At 71.4% G+C, this 22,282-nt stretch carries 23 protein-coding genes; 14 read left to right on the top strand and 9 right to left on the bottom strand.

Translation table 11 applies throughout. From position 1 onward, the window contains the following. Nucleotides 1–30: 30 nt before the first annotated feature. Complete coding sequence (locus tag KEC57_RS03145) at nt 31–1,386, top strand: multidrug effflux MFS transporter (RefSeq protein WP_229383045.1); 1,356 nt, start codon at nt 31–33, stop codon at nt 1,384–1,386. On the opposite strand, the gene KEC57_RS03140 is transcribed toward KEC57_RS03145, so the two are convergent. Then, nucleotides 1,387–1,905 carry a nitroreductase family deazaflavin-dependent oxidoreductase gene (locus tag KEC57_RS03140; protein WP_229383044.1) on the bottom strand — a complete coding sequence of 173 codons (519 nt, stop codon included), beginning with the start codon at nt 1,903–1,905 and terminating at the stop codon, nt 1,387–1,389. A gap of 56 nt (nt 1,906–1,961) precedes the next feature. Here KEC57_RS03140 and KEC57_RS03135 point away from each other — a divergent pair, with 56 nt between their 5' ends. Then, nucleotides 1,962–2,621, top strand: a complete 660-nt coding sequence (locus KEC57_RS03135; RefSeq protein WP_229383043.1) for a phosphatase PAP2 family protein — start codon at nt 1,962–1,964, stop codon at nt 2,619–2,621. A gap of 9 nt (nt 2,622–2,630) precedes the next feature. Continuing rightward, the gene (locus KEC57_RS03130; protein ID WP_229383042.1) at nt 2,631–4,604 is read left to right on the top strand and encodes a helicase HerA-like domain-containing protein; all 1,974 of its coding nucleotides are present in this window, start codon (nt 2,631–2,633) and stop codon (nt 4,602–4,604) included. A 54-nt stretch (nt 4,605–4,658) separates the two neighbouring features. On the opposite strand, the gene KEC57_RS03125 is transcribed toward KEC57_RS03130, so the two are convergent. Further along, the gene (locus KEC57_RS03125; protein WP_229383041.1) at nt 4,659–5,390 is read right to left on the bottom strand and encodes an IclR family transcriptional regulator; all 732 of its coding nucleotides are present in this window, start codon (nt 5,388–5,390) and stop codon (nt 4,659–4,661) included. Continuing rightward, nucleotides 5,387–6,826 carry an APC family permease gene (locus KEC57_RS03120; protein ID WP_229383040.1) on the bottom strand — a complete coding sequence of 480 codons (1,440 nt, stop codon included), beginning with the start codon at nt 6,824–6,826 and terminating at the stop codon, nt 5,387–5,389. Before KEC57_RS03120 ends, KEC57_RS03125 begins: the two co-directional genes overlap by 4 nt. 342 nt (nt 6,827–7,168) lie before the next feature. On the opposite strand from KEC57_RS03120, the gene KEC57_RS03115 reads away from it, so the two are divergent. The 7 genes from KEC57_RS03115 (at nt 7,169) to KEC57_RS03085 (ending at nt 14,838) form a co-directional block, all read left to right on the top strand. Then, complete coding sequence (locus KEC57_RS03115) at nt 7,169–7,939, top strand: hypothetical protein (RefSeq protein WP_229383039.1); 771 nt, start codon at nt 7,169–7,171, stop codon at nt 7,937–7,939. Nucleotides 7,940–7,956: 17 nt separating this feature from the next. After that, complete coding sequence (locus KEC57_RS03110) at nt 7,957–9,840, top strand: copper amine oxidase (protein WP_229383038.1); 1,884 nt, start codon at nt 7,957–7,959, stop codon at nt 9,838–9,840. Nucleotides 9,841–9,907: 67 nt separating this feature from the next. Further along, nucleotides 9,908–10,582, top strand: a complete 675-nt coding sequence (locus tag KEC57_RS03105; protein ID WP_229383037.1) for a DUF305 domain-containing protein — start codon at nt 9,908–9,910, stop codon at nt 10,580–10,582. Then, complete coding sequence (lepB, locus tag KEC57_RS03100; protein WP_229383036.1) at nt 10,579–11,145, top strand: signal peptidase I; 567 nt, start codon at nt 10,579–10,581, stop codon at nt 11,143–11,145. The genes KEC57_RS03105 and lepB overlap by 4 nt, the downstream gene beginning before the upstream one ends. Nucleotides 11,146–11,247: 102 nt before the next feature. Continuing rightward, the gene (locus KEC57_RS03095) at nt 11,248–13,824 is read left to right on the top strand and encodes an FdhF/YdeP family oxidoreductase (RefSeq protein WP_229383035.1); all 2,577 of its coding nucleotides are present in this window, start codon (nt 11,248–11,250) and stop codon (nt 13,822–13,824) included. 112 nt (nt 13,825–13,936) lie between these two features. Further along, nucleotides 13,937–14,413, top strand: a complete 477-nt coding sequence (locus KEC57_RS03090) for a MogA/MoaB family molybdenum cofactor biosynthesis protein (protein WP_229383034.1) — start codon at nt 13,937–13,939, stop codon at nt 14,411–14,413. Next, complete coding sequence (locus KEC57_RS03085) at nt 14,413–14,838, top strand: molybdenum cofactor biosynthesis protein MoaE (RefSeq protein ID WP_229383033.1); 426 nt, start codon at nt 14,413–14,415, stop codon at nt 14,836–14,838. The genes KEC57_RS03090 and KEC57_RS03085 overlap by 1 nt, the downstream gene beginning before the upstream one ends. Before the next feature lie 48 nt (nt 14,839–14,886). Here the strand turns inward: KEC57_RS03085 and KEC57_RS03080 are convergent, their stop codons facing one another. From KEC57_RS03080 to KEC57_RS03055, 6 genes are read right to left on the bottom strand one after another with little or no spacing between them, the layout of a single operon-like run. Further along, entirely contained in the window at nt 14,887–15,120 is a 234-nt protein-coding gene (locus tag KEC57_RS03080) for a MoaD/ThiS family protein (RefSeq protein WP_229383032.1), read from the bottom strand. Beyond that, nucleotides 15,120–15,392, bottom strand: a complete 273-nt coding sequence (locus KEC57_RS03075) for a DUF6457 domain-containing protein (RefSeq protein WP_229383031.1) — start codon at nt 15,390–15,392, stop codon at nt 15,120–15,122. Before KEC57_RS03075 ends, KEC57_RS03080 begins: the two co-directional genes overlap by 1 nt. Then, on the bottom strand, nt 15,389–16,045 hold the full coding sequence (mobA, locus tag KEC57_RS03070; protein WP_229383030.1) for a molybdenum cofactor guanylyltransferase: 657 nt from the start codon (nt 16,043–16,045) through the stop codon (nt 15,389–15,391). The genes KEC57_RS03075 and mobA overlap by 4 nt, the downstream gene beginning before the upstream one ends. Further along, nucleotides 16,042–16,518: a cyclic pyranopterin monophosphate synthase MoaC gene (gene moaC / locus KEC57_RS03065; protein WP_229383029.1), complete on the bottom strand. Its 477-nt coding sequence runs from the start codon at nt 16,516–16,518 to the stop codon at nt 16,042–16,044. Before moaC ends, mobA begins: the two co-directional genes overlap by 4 nt. Then, nucleotides 16,515–17,753, bottom strand: coding sequence for a molybdopterin molybdotransferase MoeA (locus tag KEC57_RS03060; protein ID WP_229383028.1), 1,239 nt, complete (start codon nt 17,751–17,753; stop codon nt 16,515–16,517). The genes moaC and KEC57_RS03060 overlap by 4 nt, the downstream gene beginning before the upstream one ends. Next, entirely contained in the window at nt 17,750–18,880 is a 1,131-nt protein-coding gene (locus KEC57_RS03055) for a ThiF family adenylyltransferase (RefSeq protein ID WP_229383027.1), read from the bottom strand. Before KEC57_RS03055 ends, KEC57_RS03060 begins: the two co-directional genes overlap by 4 nt. A 135-nt stretch (nt 18,881–19,015) precedes the next feature. On the opposite strand from KEC57_RS03055, the gene KEC57_RS03050 reads away from it, so the two are divergent. Genes KEC57_RS03050 through KEC57_RS03035 form a run of 4 tightly spaced genes read left to right on the top strand, consistent with a single transcriptional unit; the run spans nt 19,016 to nt 22,277 of the window. Then, the gene (locus tag KEC57_RS03050) at nt 19,016–19,408 is read left to right on the top strand and encodes a TOBE domain-containing protein (RefSeq protein WP_229383026.1); all 393 of its coding nucleotides are present in this window, start codon (nt 19,016–19,018) and stop codon (nt 19,406–19,408) included. A 1-nt stretch (nt 19,409) separates the two neighbouring features. Then, nucleotides 19,410–20,228, top strand: coding sequence for a molybdate ABC transporter substrate-binding protein (gene modA, locus KEC57_RS03045; RefSeq protein ID WP_229383025.1), 819 nt, complete (start codon nt 19,410–19,412; stop codon nt 20,226–20,228). Between the two features lie 55 nt (nt 20,229–20,283). Next, complete coding sequence (locus KEC57_RS03040) at nt 20,284–21,096, top strand: ABC transporter permease (protein WP_229383024.1); 813 nt, start codon at nt 20,284–20,286, stop codon at nt 21,094–21,096. Continuing rightward, nucleotides 21,093–22,277, top strand: a complete 1,185-nt coding sequence (locus KEC57_RS03035) for a sulfate/molybdate ABC transporter ATP-binding protein (protein ID WP_229383023.1) — start codon at nt 21,093–21,095, stop codon at nt 22,275–22,277. The genes KEC57_RS03040 and KEC57_RS03035 overlap by 4 nt, the downstream gene beginning before the upstream one ends. The last annotated feature ends 5 nt before the right edge of the window (nt 22,278–22,282 follow it).

Below are 22,282 nucleotides of genomic sequence, written 5' to 3'. Positions count from 1 at the left end.
TTCCCGCCTCGTCATCGAAACGAAGAAACGTTGCTCGACACCGCATCCGTCCCCGTTCAGAACTCCGAAGACCGCACCCCCCACGCCCCTCACCCGCACCCGACGGCCACCGGCGCGATCCGCACGCTCGGCAGCGATCCGGCCACCGCGCCGATCGTCCTGCACCCCGGCGACTCGATCTCGACGCGCCGGCGGGTGCTCTACATCATCCTGCTCGGGGCGCTGACGGCGCTCGGCCCGTTCACGATCGACCTGTATCTGCCGGCCTTCCCCGTGCTGGAGGAGGACTTCCAGACGACCGCGGCGGCGATCCAGCTGACACTCACCGGCACGATGATCGGCTTCGCACTGGGCCAGCTCATCGTGGGACCGCTGAGCGACAAGGTCGGACGCCGGATGCCGCTGCTGATCGTGACGGCGCTGCACGTGGTGGCGAGCATCGCCGCGGCCCTCGCGCCGTCGCTCGAGCTGCTGTCGGTCGCCCGGGTGTTCATGGGTGCCGGTGCCGCTGCCGGCGGTGTCGTGGCCGCCGCGATCGTCCGCGACCTGTTCGGGGGACGCCGGCTGGTGGTGATGCTCTCGCGGCTGGCCCTCGTCTCGGGTGTCGCTCCGGTGCTCGCGCCGCTGGTCGGCTCCGCGCTGCTGCTGGTCATGCCGTGGCGCGGCATCTTCGTCGTGCTCGGGATCTACGGCCTGATCATGCTCATCTCGGCGGTCATCTTCATCCCCGAGACCCTTCCGCGCGCCCGCCGTCATGAGAGGGGCGCGACGACCGTCTGGCAGCGCTACAAGAGCGTGTTCAGCGACCGCGTCTTCATCGGCGTGCTGGTCATCGGCGGCATGACCTTCAGCGGTCTGTTCTCGTACCTCTCGTCGTCGTCCTTCCTCTTCCAGCAGGAGTACGGCTTCGACCCCCAGCAGTACGGACTGCTGTTCGCCGCCAACTCGCTCGGCGTGGTCGTGGGTGTCCAGTTCGCCTCGCGGCTGGCGGCGCAGTACGGCCCGCAGTGGGTCATGGCGTGGTCCACCGCCGTGCTCGTGGTCGCGGCATCCGCCATCATCGTCACCGACCAGCTCGGTCTCGGCATGTGGGGCACGATCATCCCGCTGTTCTTCTTCATGACCGCATGCGGGTTCACCTTCCCGTGCGTGCAGGTGCTGGCCCTCGATCGCCACGGCAAGGCCGCAGGAACGGCGCAGTCCATCGTCGGTGCGACCAACTTCGGCGTGGCCGGCATCATCTCTCCGCTCGTGGGCTGGATCGCCGCCGACGCGGGCATCACCGCCACCACGATGGCCGCGGTCATGGTGGGCTGCTCGGTGGTCGGTGTGCTCGCGCTGTGGCTCATCGTGCGTCCGCGCACCGTGGAGCGCCTCGCGCCGTAGTCAGGCGCGCGGCGAGCCCGGCGAGTGCTGCACGCGGACCGGCTGCAGGAGGAAGAGCCGCACCGAGCGGCCCGAATCGCGTTCGTAGCCCCGGTAGCCGGGCCACTGCCGCTCGATGCGCGCCCAGGCGGCATCGCGTTCGCCGTCGGAGATGAGGCTCGCCCGCACGGCCAGGTCGCGTCCGTGGACGGTGATCGCGGCCTCCGGGTGGGCGAGCAGGTTCGCGGTCCATGCCGGATGCCGGGAGCCCGCGAAGTTCGTGCCGGCGATGATCGCGCGGCCGTGCCCGTCCGGCGTGTACATGAGCGGCACATCGCGGCGCGTTCCCGTCTTCGCGCCGGTCGTGTGCAGCACGAGCGACGGCACCAGAAGTGCGCTCACCTGCACGCGGCCGTGCGAGGCCCACGCGACGAGCCGCTCGACCGGTGGCAGCAGCATCGGGCCGATCACGCGGCGGAACAGTCGGGTGCGTGTGAGAGGCGCGATGACCGCGCGCAGGGAGTCTACTGCTCGGCTCATGCACCTCATCCTGCCTCGTGACGCGGATGTCGCGCCGGGCCGTGCAGAATGGGGCGATGACCGACACGCAGAGGCGGGTGACGGCATCCGTCACGGCGTACCTCGTGGGGGGCGCCGTGCTCGTGGCGCTGTCGTGCCTGCTGGGCTGGTGGATCTTCTCACGCGGCGACGAGCCGTTCCCGATCGACACATGGTGGAACGCAGCGATCGCCGAGCTCTGGAATCCGGTGCTTCTCGGCTTCTCACGCGTGATGAACTGGCTGGGCGGGGGATGGTTCGGAGTGCTCGTCGTGCCTATCGGCGGCGCGATCGGCCTCATCCTGCTTCGCCTGCCGTGGGCGGCGGCGTACTTCCTCGCGGCCGAGGCGGTGTCGGCCGCGGGCGTGCAGGTGCTCAAGCACGTGTACGGACGCGCTCGCCCCGAAGACATGCTGGTGCTGTCGGACTACGGTTCATACCCGTCGGGGCATGTGGCCAACGCCGCGACCATCGCGGTGGCCGCCGTCATCATCTTCCCGCGCGTATGGGTCGCCGTGGTCGGCGCCGCCTGGGTCGTGCTCATGGCCTTCAGCCGCACCTATCTGCACGTGCACTGGCTGAGCGACACCCTGGGCGGCGCGCTCATCGGGGCGGGGGCGGCACTGCTCGTCGCGGCTGCGTTCGTCGTGCCGATGGCTCGAGAACGAGCGGATGCCGCGACCGGAGCCTCTGGTTAGGCTGAGCGCATGACCGCGCCCTCGACGCCCGATCCCGCTGTGGCCGCCGCCGAAGCCGAGCTCGCCCGGCTCCGCGCCGACGCCGACGCCGCCGAGGCCCAGTTGAAAGCCGCACAGGCCCGGGCCGCGCTCGCCGCCGCCGAGGCCGCAGCGGCGCAGGCGAAGGCCGCCGCCCACGCGGATGCGTCCCCGGTCTGGGGTGCGTCCTCGGCTGAGGGCCCGAGACGAGGTGCGGATGCCTCCGGCGCCGTGGCTCCTCCACTCGGCTCGTCTCCTGAGCGCAGGACCGAAGGGACGAGCGAGGTCGCTGCGGCTTCCGCCGGAACGGGGCCCTCGGGTCCGCTCGGCGCCGAGGACATCGCCGCGATCATCACGGGCTACTCCTTCGACGCAGACACCCTCGACGTCGGGGCTCTGATCAACGGCGACCCCGTGCCCGAAGCGCAGGTGCGCATCCCGCTCGCCATGATGAACCGGCACGGCCTCGTGGCCGGTGCGACCGGAACGGGCAAGACCCGTACGCTGCAGGGTCTCGCCGAACAGCTCGCCGCGAAGGGCGTCCCGGTGTTCGCGGCCGACATCAAGGGCGACCTGTCGGGCGTCGCCACCCCCGGCGAGTCGAGCGCCAAGCTGCTGGCGCGCACCGAGGGGATCGGTCAGGACTGGAAGCCCGAGGCATCCGCGACCGAGTACTTCGCGCTGGGCGGCATCGGCAAGGGTGTCCCGGTGCGCGCGACGGTGTCGGGGTTCGGTCCGCTCCTGCTGAGCAAGGTGCTCGGACTCAACGCGACGCAGGAATCGAGCCTGGGCCTGGTCTTCCACTACGCCGACAAACAGGGCCTCGCGCTCGTCGACCTGTCAGACCTGCGCGCGGTGCTCAGCCACCTCACGAGCGACGAAGGCAAGGCCGAGCTCAAAGAGCTCGGCGGGCTCTCGCCGGCGACGGCGGGGGTGATCCTGCGCGAACTCATCACCTTCGCCGACGAGGGCGCGGACGTCTTCTTCGGCGAGCCCGAGTTCGACGTCGCGGACTTCATCCGCACGGCCGCGGACGGACGCGGCATCATCAGCCTGCTCGAGGTTCCGGGCGTCGTCGACAAGCCTGCGCTGTTCTCGACGTTCCTGATGTATCTGCTCGCCGAGCTCTTCGAGATCCTCCCCGAAGTGGGCGATGTCGAAAAGCCCAAGCTCGTCTTCTTCTTCGACGAGGCGCACCTGCTGTTCAAGGACGCGTCGAAGGACTTCCTCTCGGCGATCGTGCAGACCGTACGGCTCATCCGGTCGAAGGGCGTCGGCGTGTTCTTCGTGACGCAGACTCCCAAGGACGTGCCGAGCGACGTGTTGGCGCAGCTGGGGTCCCGGGTGCAGCACGCCCTGCGCGCCTTCACGCCCGACGACGCGAAGGCGCTGCGTGCGACGGTCGGCACCTACCCGAAGTCGGGCTACGACCTCGAACGGGTGCTGCAGGAGCTCGGCACCGGCGAGGCGATCGTGACGGTCATGAGCGAGAAGGGTGCCCCGACGCCCGTCGCGTGGACCCGGCTGCGTGCCCCGCAGGGCCTGATGTCGCCGACGCCCGATCCGCAGATCGACGCGGCCGTCAGAGCATCCCTCCTTCTCGCGAAGTACGGCACGCCCATCGATCGCGAGTCGGCCCGAGAGATCCTCTCGGCGAAGATGAGGGCCGCCGACGAGGCGGCCTCGGTCGCGCAGGCCGCGCTCGAGAAGGCGAAGATCGACGCCGAGTTCGCCACGCAGCAGGCTGCGATCGACAAGGAGAACGCGAGTGCCGCGAAGGCGGCGGCGACCGCAGAGAAGAAGGCGCAGCAGGAGTACGAGCGGCTGCTGAAGAAGACCGCCGGATCGACCCGGACATCGCGCAGCGCGCAGAAGTCCCCGCTCGATCAGATTCTCAACTCGAAGTCGACGCAGACCATACTCGGCGGCGTCATCCGCGGAATCTTCGGCACCGGCAGGCGCTGACCCGAGCTCTCGCGTGGCTCGGCGCACCGAGTGCGCCGGGTGCACCGGGTGAGATCAGAGGGCGGTGGAGGAGAGGGATGCCGCGGCTCCGCGCAGCCGCGCGACGTGTCTCGCCGCGACCGAGAGCCGGGAGACCGGCGTGGCGAGCGAGACCGCACCGATCGGCTCGTGGTGGTCGTTGCTGATCGGCACCGCGAGACAGCCCCGATCGGGCGCCAGCAGCGCGGCCTGCTCCGTGTACCCGCGAATCGCATACGCCTCGGCGATGGCCTCCACATCGGCCGGCTGCGCGCGGACACGCCATCGCGTTCCGCGCGTATCGTCATCGGGTCGCCCGACGAGCCAGAGATGACCCACCGCTGAGCGGGTGGGATCGCCCAGGAGCGCCGCACGGTCGGAGATGGGCGACCGCGGATCCTCGTCGAGGATCGCCACCCCGCCATCGCGGAACGCGAACAGGTGCACCGCCTCGCCGGTCTCGGCACGCAGCGCGTCGAGCACGCCGGAGTAGTCCGGACGCCGGTGCGCGTCGACGACCGCCGCCAGCTCCAGCACACGCGCGCCGAGGAGGAATCCGGTCAGGTCGGGGCGCCGCACCAGGTACTCGTCTCTCACCAGGGAGTTGACCACCCGGTAAACGGTCGCGCGCGGCGCGCCGACCGCGCGGGCGATCTCCGCCGCCGTCGCGCCCTGCGGATGACGCGCGACCTGCTCGAGGACTTCGAGGGCGAGCCCGAGGCCCTTCTCCGGCGGCCGCGCCTCGTGTGCGAGATCGGCCGCGGTCACCCTCGTGCCGGCCCGTCGAGGCAATCGGTGTCGATCGGCCAGTCGTGGACGCCGATGCGTGCCGCCACCGCCGGGTGCCGGGCGAGGCGCACCGAACCTGCCGCGACGAGGGCGGCCAGTAGCCCGATCGCCCACAGCAGGCCAGTGGGATTGTCGCGCAGGGTCGCGGCGAGATAGAAGCCCAGCACGACCAGCAGCCCTGCCAGGGGGAGCATGCACAGCACCGCGACGCGGATGGTGAGCTCGCCGATCCGTGCGAGGAACACCGGTGCAGCCGCGCAGACGAGGGCGTACGCCAGCACGAAGCCCAGGATGGATGCCGGCGAGGTCACGATGCGCATGTCCTGCCTGCTGCCTCCGAGCGCGAGGATCAGGACGGGGACGGCGGTGACGAGCGTCGCCAGCAGCACGCCGCCGGCGGCCGGCACACCCCGGCGCGACACGCGGCCCAGCGCCATCGGGAGCAGCCCTTCCCGGCTCATCGCGAACGCGAGTCGCGTCGCGGCGTTCGTCATCGCCAGCGCGCACGCGAGGAACGAGATCGCGACGATCACGTCGATGAGCCACGTCAGTCCGGTCACGCTGCTCAGTGACGCCGCACCGGGCCGCTCCGCCACGATCGACAGCTGAGCGGCGGTGCCGACGAGCATGATGAGCCCTGTCGCCCCCACGCTCACGAGGATCGCCCGCGGGACCGCGGCGAACGGACGCCGCGTCTCGGGTCCGAGAGCGGCCCCGCTCTCGAAACCCACGAACCCGATGAGCGCGAAGGCGACGCCCGTGATGATCGCTTCCAGAGAGAAGTCGGACGGATCGGGAACGAGCAGGCCCAGGTCCCATTCGGTGAGGTTGAGCGCGGCGATCGAGAGCGCGAGCACGGCGATCACGGCGACGGATTCGAGCACCAGGAGCATGCGCGTGGACATCCGCAGTCCTCGCGCGACCACGAACGCGATGACTCCGCCGAAACCGACGATGAGCGCGATCACGAGCCACGAGGGCGGCTCGGCACCCCCGACGAGCAGTTGGGCCAGCCGCGTCGAGCCGGAACTCAGAGTGTTCATCGCGATGGCGAGGTAGCCCAGGCTCAACGCGATTCCGGCGACCAGGCCGGCGTGGGTGCCCAGGCCTCGTGCGGCGAACGTGTACAGCGACCCGGTGCTCGCGATGCGGCGTGCGAACGTGCCGATCACGAGCGCCACGCCCACCACCAGCGTGATCGTGATCGCGATGTCGACGAATGCGAACGAACCGCTCCGCGCGTAGGCGGCGGCGGGGTGGATGAGCAGCACACCGGCCGGTGCGGTCGCGGCGACCGACTGGGCGACGACATCCACGGTCCGCGCGTGCCGCCGGCGAAGTCCCGCGAACGGGGAGCTCCCGCCCAGATCGTTTCTCGGCCGGGCCTCTCTGATCGCGTCGGCGAGTGCGCTCATGCGTCCTCCTCGCCGTTCGTCGCTGCGGTCGAAGCGAGATTATCGGCGCGCCGTTGCGCGCAACGACGGGTCGTGTTTCGGGCGCGTGACACCGGATGAGACGACCCCACCGAGTCCTTCGATGCTGTCTCACCGGGATTTCGCTCGGCGTTCGTCCGAGCACACGACGGGGAAACGACGACGGCGAAGAATCGCCACGACGGGGGGTGAGTCGTGCCGCCGTCAGCGACACAAGCCCGAACATCCCCAGCCATCGAAAGGAACTCTGTGACGGATACACAGCTCTCACCAGAGGGAGACTCGCCACCCTCCTCGGGGCGGCGGCCCTCGAGAATGGGGCGCTTGCTGACACCGCGCACCCTCGGCATCGGCTCGGCCATCGCCGCGGGGGCGGCCGCGGTCGCGCTCGTCTTCGCGACGCAGACCGCGGTGCAGGCCACCTCTTCGCCCGAACTCCCGGAGTCGACCCCCATCGCCGCCGACAGCACCGATGAGAATGCGCCCGAGAAGGCCGTCGAGGTCGCCAAGCCCGCCACGGTCGCGGCCGCCTACGACCAGCTCTCCGGCGCGGAGGTCGAATACGTCCGCTTCGTCGGCGCGCAGGACCCGGCCTTCACGGCCGGCGTGGACGTGTTCGGCGAGGCGGGCCTGCAGTTCCTGTCGACCGATGTCGCCGAACCCCAGGCGTACGCCGACGGGCAGCGCCGTCTGATCTCGCTGTACTACGACTACGCCACGAACGAGACGGTCAGCATGATCGTCAACGTCACGACCGGCGCCGTCGAGTCCGTCGAGCGCGCATCCAGCTCCCAGCCGGCGCCGACCGACGCCGAGACCTCCCTCGCGTGGGAGATGCTCCTGGACTCCGAGCTGTCGCAGCCCCTCACCGATGAATTCGCCTCGCTCACCGGCGGCTCCTATCTGACTCCGGCATCCGCCGAGGTCCTCCTCACCGCCCACTCGTTCGTCACGGATGCCGGGTCCTTCGGCGCCGAGTCGTGCGGCGTCGACCGCTGCGTGCAACTGCTCGCCCAGGTCGACGGCGGCGCCTACCTCACCACCAGTGCCTACGTCGTCAACCTTTCGACCGGCGCCGTCCTGTCCGTCTCATGACCATGGAGAGAAACCCGATGAAACGAACCCCCATCCGGCGAGCGCTGGCTGCGGCCACCGCGGCCGCTCTGCTCGCGGGCGGACTGGTCGTCCTCGCCGTCCCCACCGTCGCCTCCGCGCAGACGATCACCGAGGCATCCTGCTCCGGCGACTCGCTCGTGTCGGAGACCCTCGAATCGGGATCGAGCTGGCAGATGTGCTGGCGCCTCGACACCTACCGCGGCCTCGTGCTCGACAAGGTGGCGTACCAGCCGCGCGATGACGCCGCGCCGATCCTCGTGCTCGACTCGATCGCGCTCGCCCAGCTCAACGTGCCCTACGACAGTGGCGCGACCGAGTACAACGACGTCACCACCTACCAGGTGGGTGGGCGCCGTCTGCAGGCGATCGCGGCGGTCGACTGCCCCGTCGGCGAGGTGCGCACCTCATGGGTGGACGCCGCCCGCGGCGAGATCCCCGCGATCTGCATCGGCGAGGAGGACTCCGGTCTCGCCTACCGCTCGAACGTTCCGAACGACGCACTGTACGCCGCACAGGGCACCGACCTGGTGCTGCACACGGTGTCGCGCATCGGCTGGTACGAGTACCAGACGCAGTACCGCTTCCACGACGACGGTGAGATCTCGGTAGAGCTCGGTGCGACCGGTGACCTGTCGCCCAACGACTACGTGAACGTCGTCAACCAGGGCTGGCCGCTCGCGCCGGGCCAGGAGGACTTCGCCGTCAACCACTACCACTCGGCCTTCTGGCGAGTGGACTTCGGCATCGACTCCGGAGCGAACCAGGTCGTCGAGAAGTTCGCCACCGTCCCGACGGGCGACTACGGCACGACGGGAGACACCGGTCACACGGCGATCCTCGAGACGACGCTGACCCAGGTCGCCAACGAGACGAAGACGCTCGGCTCGAACCGCGAGGCGTATCGCGTCGTCAACCCCGAGAGCATCAACGCCGACGGGCACGCCCGTTCGTACGAGATCATCGTGCCGCGCGATCAGGCCTACAACCTGAACCCCGAGACCGACTACGACATCGCCTTCACGTCGGCGAAGTCGGACGAGGTGCACGCGAGCCACAACCTGATCCCGTCGAAGGCGGGCCAGATGGTCTCGGACTACATCGCCGACGGCGAGACGCTCGAAGACCCGATCGCCTGGGTGAACGTGGGATTCCACCACATCAACCGCGACGAGGACCAGAGCCCGATGCCGATCCACTGGCAGGGCTTCACCCTCTACCCGCGTGACTTCGCGGCTCAGAACCCGAACATCCCCGAGGGTCGCAAGTGGGTCAACGGCGACATGCGCGGTGTTCCGAACCCGAACATCACGCCGTCCCCGACCGCGTCGCCGACCCCGACGCCGACCACCGAGCCGACGGTCGCCCCGACCACCGCGCCGACGGTCGCCCCGACGACCGAGCCGACGAGCGGTGCGACGCCGACTCCGAGCGGCTCGCCGTCGGCGGGTGCAGAGACGCCGGTGGCCAACCCGGTGCAGTTCGGTCATGCCGAAGTCGCTCCGGGAGCGACCCAGACGGCGACGGCGAGCGGATTCGCCCCCGGTGAGACGGTCAGCGCCGTGCTGCACTCCGATCCCGTCGACGTCGGGACGTTCATCGCGGATGCCGACGGCACCGTGACCGCGCAGTTCATCGTCCCGGCCAACACGCCGGCGGGCGAGCACCGCCTGGTGCTGACGGGCCAGTCCTCGTCGGTCGTGGCCGAGGGGACCTTCACGGTCGCGTCGGCATCGCCGGCGGCGATCTTCGGCGCTCTCGCGACGACCGGCACCGACGCGAACCGCTGGGCGATGTCGGGCCTCGTGCTCATCATCGCCGGCGCGGGTCTGGCCGGCACCGCGTGGTACATGCGGCGTCGAGGGGCTCAGGTCCTCGCCTGACCCACCGCGGGGCGGCGCGACCCGACGCGCCGCCCCGCGGCATCCCCGTCCCACGAAAGGAACCTCCATGCGCAGTCGGATCGCCTTCATCGGAGTCGTGCTGGCCGTGTCGACGGGGCTCGCCGGAGCCGGCGCGGTCACGCTCGCAGCCACAGCCCCGGCCGAGTCGGCACCGGTGGCCGCGCCGGTGCACGCATCGGCTCCCGATGCGGTCTCGCCGTACCCCACGCTCGAGGACCACTGCTACATCGAGGGCATGATCCCGCATCACGAGCAGGCTCTGGCGCTCAGCGAGCTCATTCTCGCCGCGACCGGTGTGCGGGAGCGGACGCGCGCGCTCGCCGAGTTCATCGTCGCCGATCAGTCGGCCGAGATCGACACGATGCGCACGTGGCAGCAGGCATGGCTGCGCACCATCCCGGCCGGATCGGCGGGCGGCGCGCATTCCGGCCACGGCACGACCGAGGACGTCCCGACGGGCTGCGGCGACCACGGCCATGGCGAGATGAAGGGCATGGCGAGCCCCGATCAACTGGCGGCGCTCGATGCGGCGGAAGGCGAGCTCGCCGACAGCATGTTCCTCGAGCTGATGATCGCGCACCACGAGGGAGCGCTCGAGATGGCGACCCGTGCGGTGCTGGAAGGATCGAACGCGTTCGTCCGGACCTCGGGCAAGCACGTGCTCGTCGAGCAGGAGCGCGAGATCGCCGCGATGACCGCGCTGCTCGCCGAGGCGCCATGACGCTGATCGAGACGCGGAATGACGCGCCGGCAGGCGCCGTGCCCGCTCGCGCGCGCGGACGGCGCCGGCTCGTCGCCGCCGCCGCGATGATCGCACCGGTCGTCGCCGCGGCGCTCGTGCTGAGCGCTTTCGGCGTCGCCTCCGTCCACAACGACTCCATGAGCCCCACGCTCCACGGCGGCGACCTCGTGATCTACGACCGCTGGAGCGCGCCGGCGCGCGGCGACATCGTGCTGCTGGTCGACCGGGAGGGATGGTCGGGAACCCCCGGCGCGCTTCTGGTCAAGCGCGTGGTCGGGGTGGCGGGCGACGTCGTCGTCTGCTGCGAGGCGGGCAGCGGCCGTCTCGTCGTCAACGGCGAACCGGTCGACGAGGCGTACGTCCACGACGCGCGACCCGGGGGCGCGATCCCGTTCCGCGTCACCGTCACCGAAGGTGCGGTGTGGGTCATGGGCGACAACCGCGACGCCTCGGCCGACTCCCGCCTCTCGGTGTCGCAGCCCGGGCACGGGGGCGTCGCGCGCGAGGACCTGCGCGGCACGGTGCGGGGCTGGTGGGGCTGACGGCGCCGCGACCGGGCGGATCGCGGCATCCGCAGTCCTTGCTGAACCGAACGGCGCGGCGCCCCGGCCCCGGGTGGGCGGCCGGAGGAATAGCCTGAGAGCATGGCGACGCGGCCCCCGGCATCCGATATCGACGAGACGCGCGTGCGCGCGACCGGCCCCAAGAAGGTCGCCGTCGGCGTGCCCGCGGTGCTGCACGCGCTGCAGATCGCGAACGAGCAGATGGGTGTCGCACGGTCCGTCCAGACGTTGCTGCGCGTCAACCAGAAGGACGGGTTCGACTGTCCCGGATGCGCGTGGCCCGAAGAGGACAAGCGGCACCTCGCCGAGTTCTGCGAGAACGGTGCGAAGGCGGTCGCCGAAGAGGCGACGCTGCGCCGTGTCGGCCCCGAGTTCTTCGCCGACCACTCGATCGACGAGCTGCGCGGCCACGACGACTGGTGGCTCGGACAGCAGGGGCGGCTGACGCATCCGATGTTCCTCGAAGCGGGCGCGACGCACTACCGCCCGATCGAGTGGGACGAGGCGCTGCGGCTCGTCGCCGAGGAGATCGCACAGCTCGACGACCCGAACGAGGCGGTGTTCTACACCTCGGGACGCACGTCCAACGAGGCGGCGTTCCTCTACCAGCTGCTGGTGCGCGGCATCGGCACCAACAACCTTCCCGACTGCTCGAACATGTGTCACGAGTCATCCGGCTCGGCGCTCACCGAGACGATCGGCATCGGCAAGGGCACGGTGTCGATCGACGACATCCACGAGGCCGATCTGCTCATCGTCGCGGGGCAGAACCCGGGCACGAATCACCCGCGGATGCTCTCGGCGCTCGAGAAGGCGAAGCAGCGCGGGGCGACGATCATCGCGGTGAACCCGCTGCCCGAGGCAGGCCTCATGCGGTTCGAGAATCCGCAGACGGTGCGCGGCGTCGCGTTCGGCGGCACCAAGCTCGCGGACGAGTTCCTGCAGATCCGCCTCGGCGGCGACCAGGCGCTGTTCCAGGCGATCGGCAAGCACCTGCTCGAGGCCGAGGAGTCCGGCGGCGGTGTGCTCGACCATGCGTTCATCGGGGAGCACACGAGCGGGTTCGGCGCCTACCGTCAGGCGATGGCGGATGCCGCGTGGCCCGAGCTCGTGGCCGCCACCGGCATCCCCGAGAAGGCCCTGCGCCGCGCGGGCGAGGCTGTGCGCGTGTCGAAGGCGACCATCGTGTGCTGGGCGATGGGGCTCACGCAGCACAAGCACTCGGTGCCGACGCTGCGCGAGGTCGTCAACGTGCTGCTGCTCCAGGGCAACATCGGTCGCCCGGGAGCCGGCGTCTGCCCCGTGCGCGGACACTCGAACGTGCAGGGCGATCGCACCGTCGGCATCTACGAGAAGCCCTCGGAGGCGTTCCTGTCGGCGCTCGACGAGGAGTTCGCGTTCACCGCTCCCCGAGAGCACGGGCTCGACACCGTCGAGGCGGTCCGCGCGATGCGCGACGGACGTGTGCGCGTGTTCCTCGGCATGGGCGGCAACTTCGTCTCGGCCACGCCCGATACCGCGGTCGTCGAAGCCGGCATGGCGCGCATCGGACTCACCGTGCAGGTGTCGACCAAGCTGAACCGCTCGCACGTCGTCACCGGACGCCGGGCGCTGATCCTGCCGACGCTGGGCCGGACCGACCGGGATCGCCGGGGCGGCCCCGGCGGCCGCCAGCGCGAGCAGCGCGTCACGGTCGAGGACTCGATGGGCGCGGTCCACTCCTCCCGCGGGCGGCTCGCACCGCCGTCGGAGGAACTGCTCAGCGAAGTCGCGATCGTCGCCCGGCTCTGCGGGCTGCTCTTCGTCGATGTCGATGTCGATGTCGATGTCGATGTCGATGTCGATGCGGGCGCGGCCGTCGGCGCGGGCGCCGCATCCGGCCTCCCGGAGCAGGTGTTCTCGCCGGAACAGGACGATGCGGGTGCGAAGCGCCGTGCTCCGGCCGACGCTCCTGTTCTCGGCAGGGCGTCACCTGCGAAGGCCGGCAATCCGGACCGCGGCCTTCCCGAGCGGACCGCTGCCGAAGAGGCCGAGGGCCCGGACCCGGCTGCGGTGCGGCATCCGCAGAACGCCCCGCGCGCCGACTGGGCCGCGCTCGAGAGCGACTACGCGCTGATCCGCCGGCACATCGAACGGGTGATCCCGGGGTTCGAGGACTACGAGGAGCGCATCGACAAAGGCCGCACGTTCTTCCTGCCGAACGGCCCGCGCGATGCGCGCCGATTCGCGACCGTCGACGGCAAGGCGCGATTCACCGCGAATCCGCTGGAGTACCCGGTGATCCCGCGGGGGCGCCTGCTGCTGCAGACCCTGCGCTCGCACGACCAGTACAACACCACCATCTACGGCAAGGATGACCGCTACCGCGGCATCCACGACGGGCGGCGGGTCGTGCTCGTCAATGCGAAGGACATCGCCCTGCTCGGGTTCGCCGAGAACGAGATCGTCGATCTCGTCTCGGAGTGGCGGGGCGCCGACGGCGTGCTGCAGGAGCGGCGCGCCGACGCGTTCCGCATCGTGGCGTACCGGACGCCGCGGGGCAATGCCGCCGCGTATTACCCCGAGACGAACGTTCTCGTGCCGCTGGACTCGGTGGCCGACGTCAGTGGCACGCCGACCTCGAAGTCGGTGGTCATCCGGCTCGAGCGACGGGTGTGAGGGCGCAGGTCTCTGCCGCGAGCACGGATGCGCACCCGTGCGGCTACGCGGCGTGCGGGAGCGAGGCGGTCCACGAGTGCCATAGGTCGCCGTGCAGACCTAGGCTGGTGCGGTGAGCATTCGCGCCGTCGTCATCACCGTGTCGGACCGCTCCGCCGCGGGCGAGCGCGAGGACACCAGTGGCCCCGTCGCCGTGCAGGCGCTGCGTGCCGCCGGATATGCCTGCGATGACGCGGTCGTCGTGCCCGACGGAGCCGACAGCGTCGAACGTGCCTTGACCGCCGAGATCGTCGCCGGGGTCGACCTCATCGTGACGACCGGCGGCACGGGGCTCGGACCGCGCGACCAGACCCCCGAAGGCACCCTGCGGGTGATCACGCGCGAGATTCCGGGGGTCTCCGAAGAGCTGCGCCGCCGTGCCGTCGCCGAGAAGCCGGCGGGAATGCTGTCGCGCGGTGTCGCGGGCGTGGCCGGAGCCGCGCTGATCGTGAATCTGCCGGGCTCGCCGCGTGCGGTCGAGTCGGGCATGCCCGTCATCCTGTCGGTCGCCCGTCACATCGTCGACCAACTGTCGGGGGGCGATCACTGATGCCCGTGCGTCTCGTCGCGATCAGCGCCGAACCGCTCGATCTCGCGGCGCACCTCGATGCGGTCGACGACCCGGCCGCGGGCGCGGTCACGTCGTTCGTAGGGCGCGTCCGCGATCACGATCCGGATGCCGCGACCGCTGTCGTCGCTTTGGAGTACAGCGCCCATCCCGATGCCGAGACGACGCTGCACCGCATCGCCGAGACGAGCATCGGAGACACAGGCGCCATCGTCGCGGTCTCTCATCGGATCGGTCGTCTCGAGGTGGGCGACCTCGCGGTCGTCATCGCCGTCGCATCGCCCCATCGGGCCGAGGCGTTCGCGGTGTGCCGCGACCTCATCGAGGCGATCAAGACCGATCTGCCGGTGTGGAAACGCCAGGTCGAATCCGACGGCACGACCGCCTGGAAGGGCCTCGGCGGCTGAGCACCGCGCACGGGTTCGCGTCCGTCGCGACGGACGGGCTCGCGCTCCTTACCCGCCGGCGAACGGCGGGAGGACGTCGATCAGATCGTCGGCGCCGAGCGGTGTCGCGTCGTCGACGCGGGCGCCCCCGACGAGCACGGCGCAGCGCGGCAGGATCCCGCCGAGCCCGGGCCGCTCGTCCGCCAATGCGGCGCGCAGGTCGCCGAGGGTCGCCTCGAAGCGCGTCTCCTCCGCGCGGCCGGCCATCTCTTCGGCGGCGGCGAAATAGCGGATGCGCGCCATCAGGCCTCCTGCTTCCACTGACTCGCGAGCGCGGAGATCGCAGCGACCGCGGCCGCGGTGTCGGCGGGGGAGCCGCCGGCGCGGCCGGCCACCAGGCCCGCGGCGAAGGCGCTGAACGGTGCAGCAGGGCGGGCGACGCCGATCGCGACGTCACGGGCCAGATCGAGGATCAGCGAGACGGGCAGGTCGTCGGGCGCCAGGTCGAACTGCTCCCGAAGCGCGGCGGCCCACGCATCGAGAGCCTCGGGTGGAAGTGTGCGGGGCTCGGTCACGGTGCCTCCTCGGTCGGGCGCTCTGCCGCGGCGCGTGCGTCAGCAAGATCTTCCCACGTGTCGACGTCGCGGGTGAGGGTGTCATCGACGCTCAGGACGGTGATCGCGAGATCCTCGACGAGGGCGCGCACGGCGGCGTCGCGGCCGTCATCCGGCAGAGCGGATGCCGCGGCCCGCAGCGCAGCGGTGCGGTAGAGGCCTATCAGCCACTGAGGGCGGGACGAGGCATCCGCGAGGCACACGCCATCGGCGTCGGACGGCAGCAGCGGGAGCGCGTCCACGAGCACGGCGACGGCGCGGGCGACGGGGGGCAGATCGCACGCGAGGAGGAACGTCCACTCGGGGGCGCTCCCCGACTCGCCCTCCGTCGTCGGAGCGAGCGCCGCGAGCGCCGCGAGCGCCGCGAGCGCGGCGCTGGCACCGGCGGCGGGTCCACCGAACGGGGGGTCTTCGCGCACCCAGACGACGTCCAGGGCCGGGTCGAGCTCGGGTCCGGCGACGACGATCGACCCGGCTCCGGCGTCCCGAACGGCGGCGACGGCCGAGGCGATCAGCGATCGCCCGCCGACCTCGAACAGCGGCTTGGCCGCGCCGTCCACCCGCGAGGCGCGCCCGCCCGCCAGCAGGATCGCGCCGAATTCCACGGTGCTCATTCCTCGCCCGCGCGGGCCCAGTCGCCGCTCTTGCCACCGGTCTTGCGGGTGATGCGGACGTTCTCGATGGAAGTCCCCTTGTCGAGCCCCTTCACCATGTCGACGATCGCGAGCGCGGCGACGGCGACGGCGGTGAGCGCCTCCATCTCGACACCCGTGCGGTCGGCGGTGCGCACGGTCGCCTCGATCCCGACGCCCTCGTCGACGACCTCGAGGTCGACGGCGGCGCCGTGCACGCCGATGACGTGGGCGAGCGGGAGCAGTTCGGGAGTGCGCTTGGCGGCCTGGATGCCCGAGATCCGGGCGACGGCGAGGACGTCGCCCTTCGGCACCGACCCGTCCCGCAATGCCGCGACGACATGAGGCGCGCAGCGCACGAACCCGCGAGCGGTCGCGGAGCGCACGGTGGGCTGCTTGTCCGTGACGTCGACCATGCGGGCGTGGCCGGCGGCATCCAGATGGGTGAAGCTCATGAGATCAGCATGACATCGACGAGGTCGTCCGCCTCGACCGCGTCGACCTCGGCGGGGATGACCGCGTACGCTTCGGCCCGGCCGAGGCCGCCTGCCAGATGCGAGCCGCCCGCTGTCGCGGGGACCGCTCGCCAGGCGCGCGGAAGGGAGCGGTCGATCAGGACGGGGAGATACTGAGTGCGCCCCGGCGGCGTGCGCCATGACACGGCGGCGGCGAGAGAGATCACGGGCCGGTGAATGTCTGCCGCGCCCTGCAGCGCGAGCAGCGCGGGACGCACGAACGCCTCGAACGACACGGCGGCGCTCACCGGGTTTCCGGGCAGGCCGAACAGCACCACGCCCGACGCCGTACGCCCGAAACCCTGCGGCTTGCCCGGCTGCATGCGCACCTTGGTGAAGGCCATCACGTCGCCGAGGGTGTTCTTCACGACCTCGTACGCGCCCGCACTGACCCCTCCCGAGAAGATCACGACGTCGGCACCGAGCATCTCGGCCTCGGCGATCGCCTGCCGGGGTCCGTCCCCCTCGTCGGGCACGCTCGTACGCAGCACCACCTCGGCACCCGCCTCGGCCGCCAGGGCCGCCAGCAGTTCGCTGTTGGACTCGGGGATCTGTCCGCGGCGCAGCGCCGTGCCGGGAGGTACGAGCTCGGAGCCGGTCGAGATCACCGCCACCCGGGGCGGGCGCGCGACGACGACCGCGGCGACGCCCGCCGCGGCGAGGGCCGCGGTCTGCAGCGCGCCGAGGCGCACCCCCGCGGTCAGGATGACGTCGCCCGCCACGAGGTCCTCTCCCTGTCGACGGATGTGGGCGCCGGGCGCGCGGGGGGCGCGGAGCACCGCGATCTCGCCGAGCGAGTCGTCGAGGCCGCCGATCGTGTCTTCGAACGGCACGACGGCGGTGGCGGCCGTGGGCGAAGGGGAGCCGGTCATGATGCGAGCCGCCTCGCCCGGCGCGAGAGGCGGGTCGACATCGGTGCCCGCCGGCAGATCGGCGACGACCCGCAAGAGAACAGGGGAGTGCTCGGATGCCGCGGCCACATCTTCGAACCGCACCGCGAATCCGTCCATGGCCGAATTGTCGAACACCGGGATGTCGACGGCGGCGCGCACGTCCTGCCGGAGGATCCTGCCGCGGGCAGTGCTCAGTGATCTCGTCTCGGTGGTGACGGGGGTGACGGCGGCGAGCACCGTCGCCAGGTGCTCGGCGATGAGCACGAGGGGTGCGGCGCTCATGCGGTCGCCTTCTCGGGTGCCGCAGTCGCGGCATCCCACGCATCGATTCCTCCCGCGAGAACGGATGCCTCGACACCGGCATCGAGCAGCGCCCGGGCCGCGCGCTGCGCGCGCATGCCGACCTGGCACACGACGACGACCGGTCCTGTCCCGGCGAGCCGGAGGTCGGCGAGGAGGGTGGCGAGGGGCACCTCGACGCTGCCCGGGATCACGCCGCGGGCGGTCTCGGCGGGTTCGCGCACATCGATGATCGTCGCACCGGCGGCCTGGGCCCGACGTGTCGCCTCCGCGTCGAGCTGCACGACGGGGCGCACGGCGGTGTCGCTCGAGACCGGCGCGGCCCGCGCCGGGCGGACGGCCGCGGCGGGCCGGAGCGGAACTTCGTCGAAGCGGCCGCGGAGTGCGTCGACGACGACGACCCGGCCGAGCAGCGCGTCGCCGACGCCGGTGAGGAGCTTGACGGTCTCAGTGGCCAGCATGCCGCCCACCTGCAGGCAGAGCGAGCCGAGCACGCCCACCTGCGCGCAGGACGGGACGTCGCCGATCGTCTCGGGCGGGTAGAGGTCGGCCAGGCGCACCGCATCCACGCCCGGGGGAGGGCTCGACCAGAACACCGTCACCTGGGCGTGGAACTCCTGCACGACGCCCCACACGAGCGGAACTCCGAGGGCCTCGCATGCGGATGCCACGGCCTCACGCGTGTCGAAGGTGTCGCTGCCGTCGATCACGACGTGCGCCCCGGCGAGCAGACGTGCCGCGCTGTCGGCGGTGAGGCGCTCGCGCACGGCATGAACGACGGTGACCGGCGAGATCTCGCCTGCGACGCGGACCGCGGAATCGACTTTGGGGGCGCCGACGTCGCCGACCCGGTGGATCACCTGCCGCTGCAGGTTCGAGAGCTCGACGTCGTCGTCGTCGATGACGGTGAGCCGGCCGACTCCGGCCGCGGCGAGGGCGAGCACGGCGGGCGACCCGAGGCCTCCCGCGCCCACGATCGCCACGTGCGCCGCTCGCAGCCGGCGCTGCGCGATGTCGCCGAATCCCGCGAGCACGCGGTGTCGCGCCGTGCGCGCGCTCTCGGCTTCGCTCAGTGCCAGAGCCGGCTCGACGAGGGGAGGAAACGCCATGCTGACAGGCTACGACCGCGAGGAGGGGGACGCTCCTTCGTGTCCGTGTACTTCGGGACCACCCGCCGCATAGATGCCCGCATATACGGTTGCAATGACGCGAATCACCCGCACCTGCGGGTGTAGGTTCATGTCATGCCGAGCTACAAGATCGCCGATGCGGCACGGCTGCTGGGTGTGAGCGACGACACCGTGCGCCGATGGATCGATGCCGGAGTGCTTCCTACGACCGGTGCCGCACCGGCCGAGGTCCCCGGTGACGCGCTCGCCGCGCACGCCGTCGAGCTCGCGCACGCGGCGTCCGATCCCAGCGATGTGCTCTCCAGCGCCCGCAACCGGTTCGTCGGGCTGGTGACTCGTGTGCAGATCGACGGCGTGATGGCTCAGGTCGACATCCAGTCCGGGCCGCACCGCGTCGTGTCGCTGCTGTCCGCCGAGGCCGTGCGCGATCTCGCGCTCGAGCCCGGATCCCTCGCCGTCGCCGTCGTGAAGGCGACGAACGTCATCGTCGAAACCCCGAAAGGCTGAAATGCCGCGTCCCTCCTCCCGCTCCGCGCTCGTTCTCTCGCTGGCCGCGGCCGTGCTGCTCGCCGTGACCGGGTGCACCTCGGCGGATTCTCCCGCAGCGTCCACCGCGCCGACGGCGTCGACCGAGACGGCGGCGGTCGACGAACTCGCCGGCGACCTCACGATCTTCGCCGCCGCGTCGCTGGGTGCGGCGTTCGACGAGCTCGCGGCGCAGTTCGAGCAGCAGCATCCGGATGTCGACGTCCTGCCGATCTCGTACGACGGCTCGAGCACTCTGGCGACGCAGCTGATCGAGGGCGCGCCGGCCGACGTCTTCGCCTCGGCGGACGAGAAGAACATGCAGAAGGTCGCCGACGAAGGCCTTGCCGTCGCGCCGGAGCTGTTCGCGAGCAATACGCTCGTGATCGCGGTGCCTGCCGGCAACCCCGGCGGTGTCAAGACGATCGAAGACCTCGCGGATCCTGCGCTGACGGTCGTGCTGTGTGCGCCCGAGGTGCCGTGCGGCGCAGCAGCGGCCACGCTCCTCGCCGACAACGGCGTGACCGTGGCTGCGGCGAGTCTGGAGCAGAACGTGACGGCGGTATTGACCAAGGTCGCCGCGGGCGAGGCCGATGCGGGACTCGTCTACGCGACCGACGTGATCGGCAACGACGATGTGCAGGCGGTTGCGGCAGCAGGTTCCGAGAACGTCGTCAACCACTACCCCGTCACGGTGCTGACCGATGCCTCGAATCCGGATGCCGCGGCGGCGTTCGTCGCCTTCGTGCTCTCGGCCGAGGGTCAGGCCGTTCTCGAGGGTCTCGGATTCGGCGCTGCGTGATCGTCCTGCCGCGATGATGGCGTGGCCCGCATGATCCGCCGTCGGATGTGGTGAGATGGCGGGCGTGAGGAAGCGACAGGCGGGGTTCGTCCCGAGGGTGCTCGCGATTCCCGCCGTGCTCGGGCTCGCGCTTCTGATCCTCCCGCTCGGCGCGCTCGTCCTCCGTGTCGAGTGGTCCACGCTGTGGACGGATGTGACCTCGCCCGAAGCGCTGTCGGCCCTCGGGCTCTCGCTCCTCACCGGACTCATCGCGACCGGCATCTGCGTGGTGCTCGGCGTGCCGCTCGCCCTCCTCATCGCTCGCAGTCGTGTGCGCACGGCCGCGGTGCTGCGCGCGGTCGTCACGGTGCCGCTCGTCCTGCCGCCGATGGTCGGCGGCGTCGCGCTCCTGTTCCTCTTCGGGCGCACGAGCTGGTTCGGCGGGATCCTCGCGGAATGGGGCATCCGTGTGCCGTTCACCACAGGTGCCGTCGTGCTCGCGCAGACGTTCGTCGCCCTGCCGTTCCTCGTGCTCGCCCTCGAGGGGTCGCTGCGCGCCACCGGCGTCGGGTTCGAGCAGGCCGCGGCGGGCCTGGGTGCCGGTCGCTGGAGGATCCTCGCGCGCGTGACGATGCCCCTGGCGGCGCCGGGCCTCGTCGCGGGCATCGTGCTGTGCTTCGCACGCGCCATCGGAGAGTTCGGAGCGACTGCGCTGTTCGCCGGGAACGCTCCGGGAGTGACGCAGACCATGCCCCTCGCGATCTACACCGCGTTCAACGGCGCGGGCGTCTCGCAGGGCACGGCGGTCGCGCTGTCGCTGCTGCTGCTGGTGACCGCGGTCGGCGTGCTGCTGCTCGTGCGCGCCTGGCGGGCGGAGGCGCAGCGATGAGCCGGCGCGACCGCGGCATCGGCGGTGCAGCGGGCGACGCCGGTGCGGTGACCGCGCTCGACGCCCGCGTCGTGGTGCAGCGCCCGGGCTTCCGGCTGGACGCGTCGCTCTCCGTCGAACCGGGCGAGGTCGTCGCGGTGATGGGTCCGAGCGGCGCGGGCAAGTCCACGCTGCTCGAGGTGCTGGCCGGCCTCGTCCCCCTCGACGAGGGTTACGTGCGCTCGGGCGCCAGGACGCTGGAGGCCGCGCCGCGGCCTCGCGTGCGGACGGCACCGTCGCGTCGCGGCATCGTGCTGCTCGGTCAGGAGCCGCGTCTCTTTCCTCACCTCACGGCGCACGCGAACATCGTGTTCGGCCTGCGCGTGCACGGTGCGGACGCGCCGAGCGCAGCGATCGCGGCTCATGACTGGCTCGCACGGGTCGGGCTCGCAGGGCTGGACGATCGCCGCCCCGCGGAGCTGTCGGGAGGGCAGCAGCAGCGCGTCGCGCTTGCCCGCGCGCTCGCCACCTCGCCCGCGGCGGTCCTGCTCGACGAACCCCTCACCTCGCTCGACACCGAGACCGCGGGCGATATCCGTGCGCTCCTGCACGATCAGCTCCTCGCCACCGGCACCACGGCGATCGTCGCGACGCACGACGCCGTCGATGCGGTGTCGCTGGCGAGCAGACTGGTCGTACTCGAAGACGGCCTGGTCACCCAGACCGGAGCGGTCCGCGACGTGCTCGCCGAGCCGGCGACGCGCTTCACCGCGGCGGTGGCGGGCCTGAATCGTGTCGTCGGCTCGGTGAGTGCGGGCCGGTGGCAGCAGGGGCGATTCACGCTCGACGTGGCGCGCGCGGTATCCGGTGGGCAGGGGGCCGAGACGTTCGCGGACGGCGGCGAGGCGGCCGCCGTCTTCGCCCCCGGCGCCGTGGCGGTCGACCGGATAGGCATCGATGCGCGCACCGGTGCCCCGCACGTCGAAGGAGGCGTCCGCCGTGGCGAGTGGCTGGCTCGCGTCACGCGCCTCGAGCCGACGCCCGCGGGGGTGCGGATCCGCACCGCCGACCCCGAAGTCGCCGTCGACCTCTCCGCGGGCCGGGTCGCCGACCTCGGCATCGCCCCCGGTATGGCGGTGCGCCTGCGCGTCGATTCCGCGGCCGTGCGACTGATCCCCCTCGACCCGGCGCCCCCTCAGTAGACTCT

Origin of the sequence: Microbacterium allomyrinae (assembly GCF_020682705.1) — a bacterium.
Taxonomy (GTDB): Bacteria; Actinomycetota; Actinomycetes; order Actinomycetales; family Microbacteriaceae; genus Microbacterium; species Microbacterium allomyrinae.
This window is presented reverse-complemented; position numbering and strand designations above follow the sequence as displayed.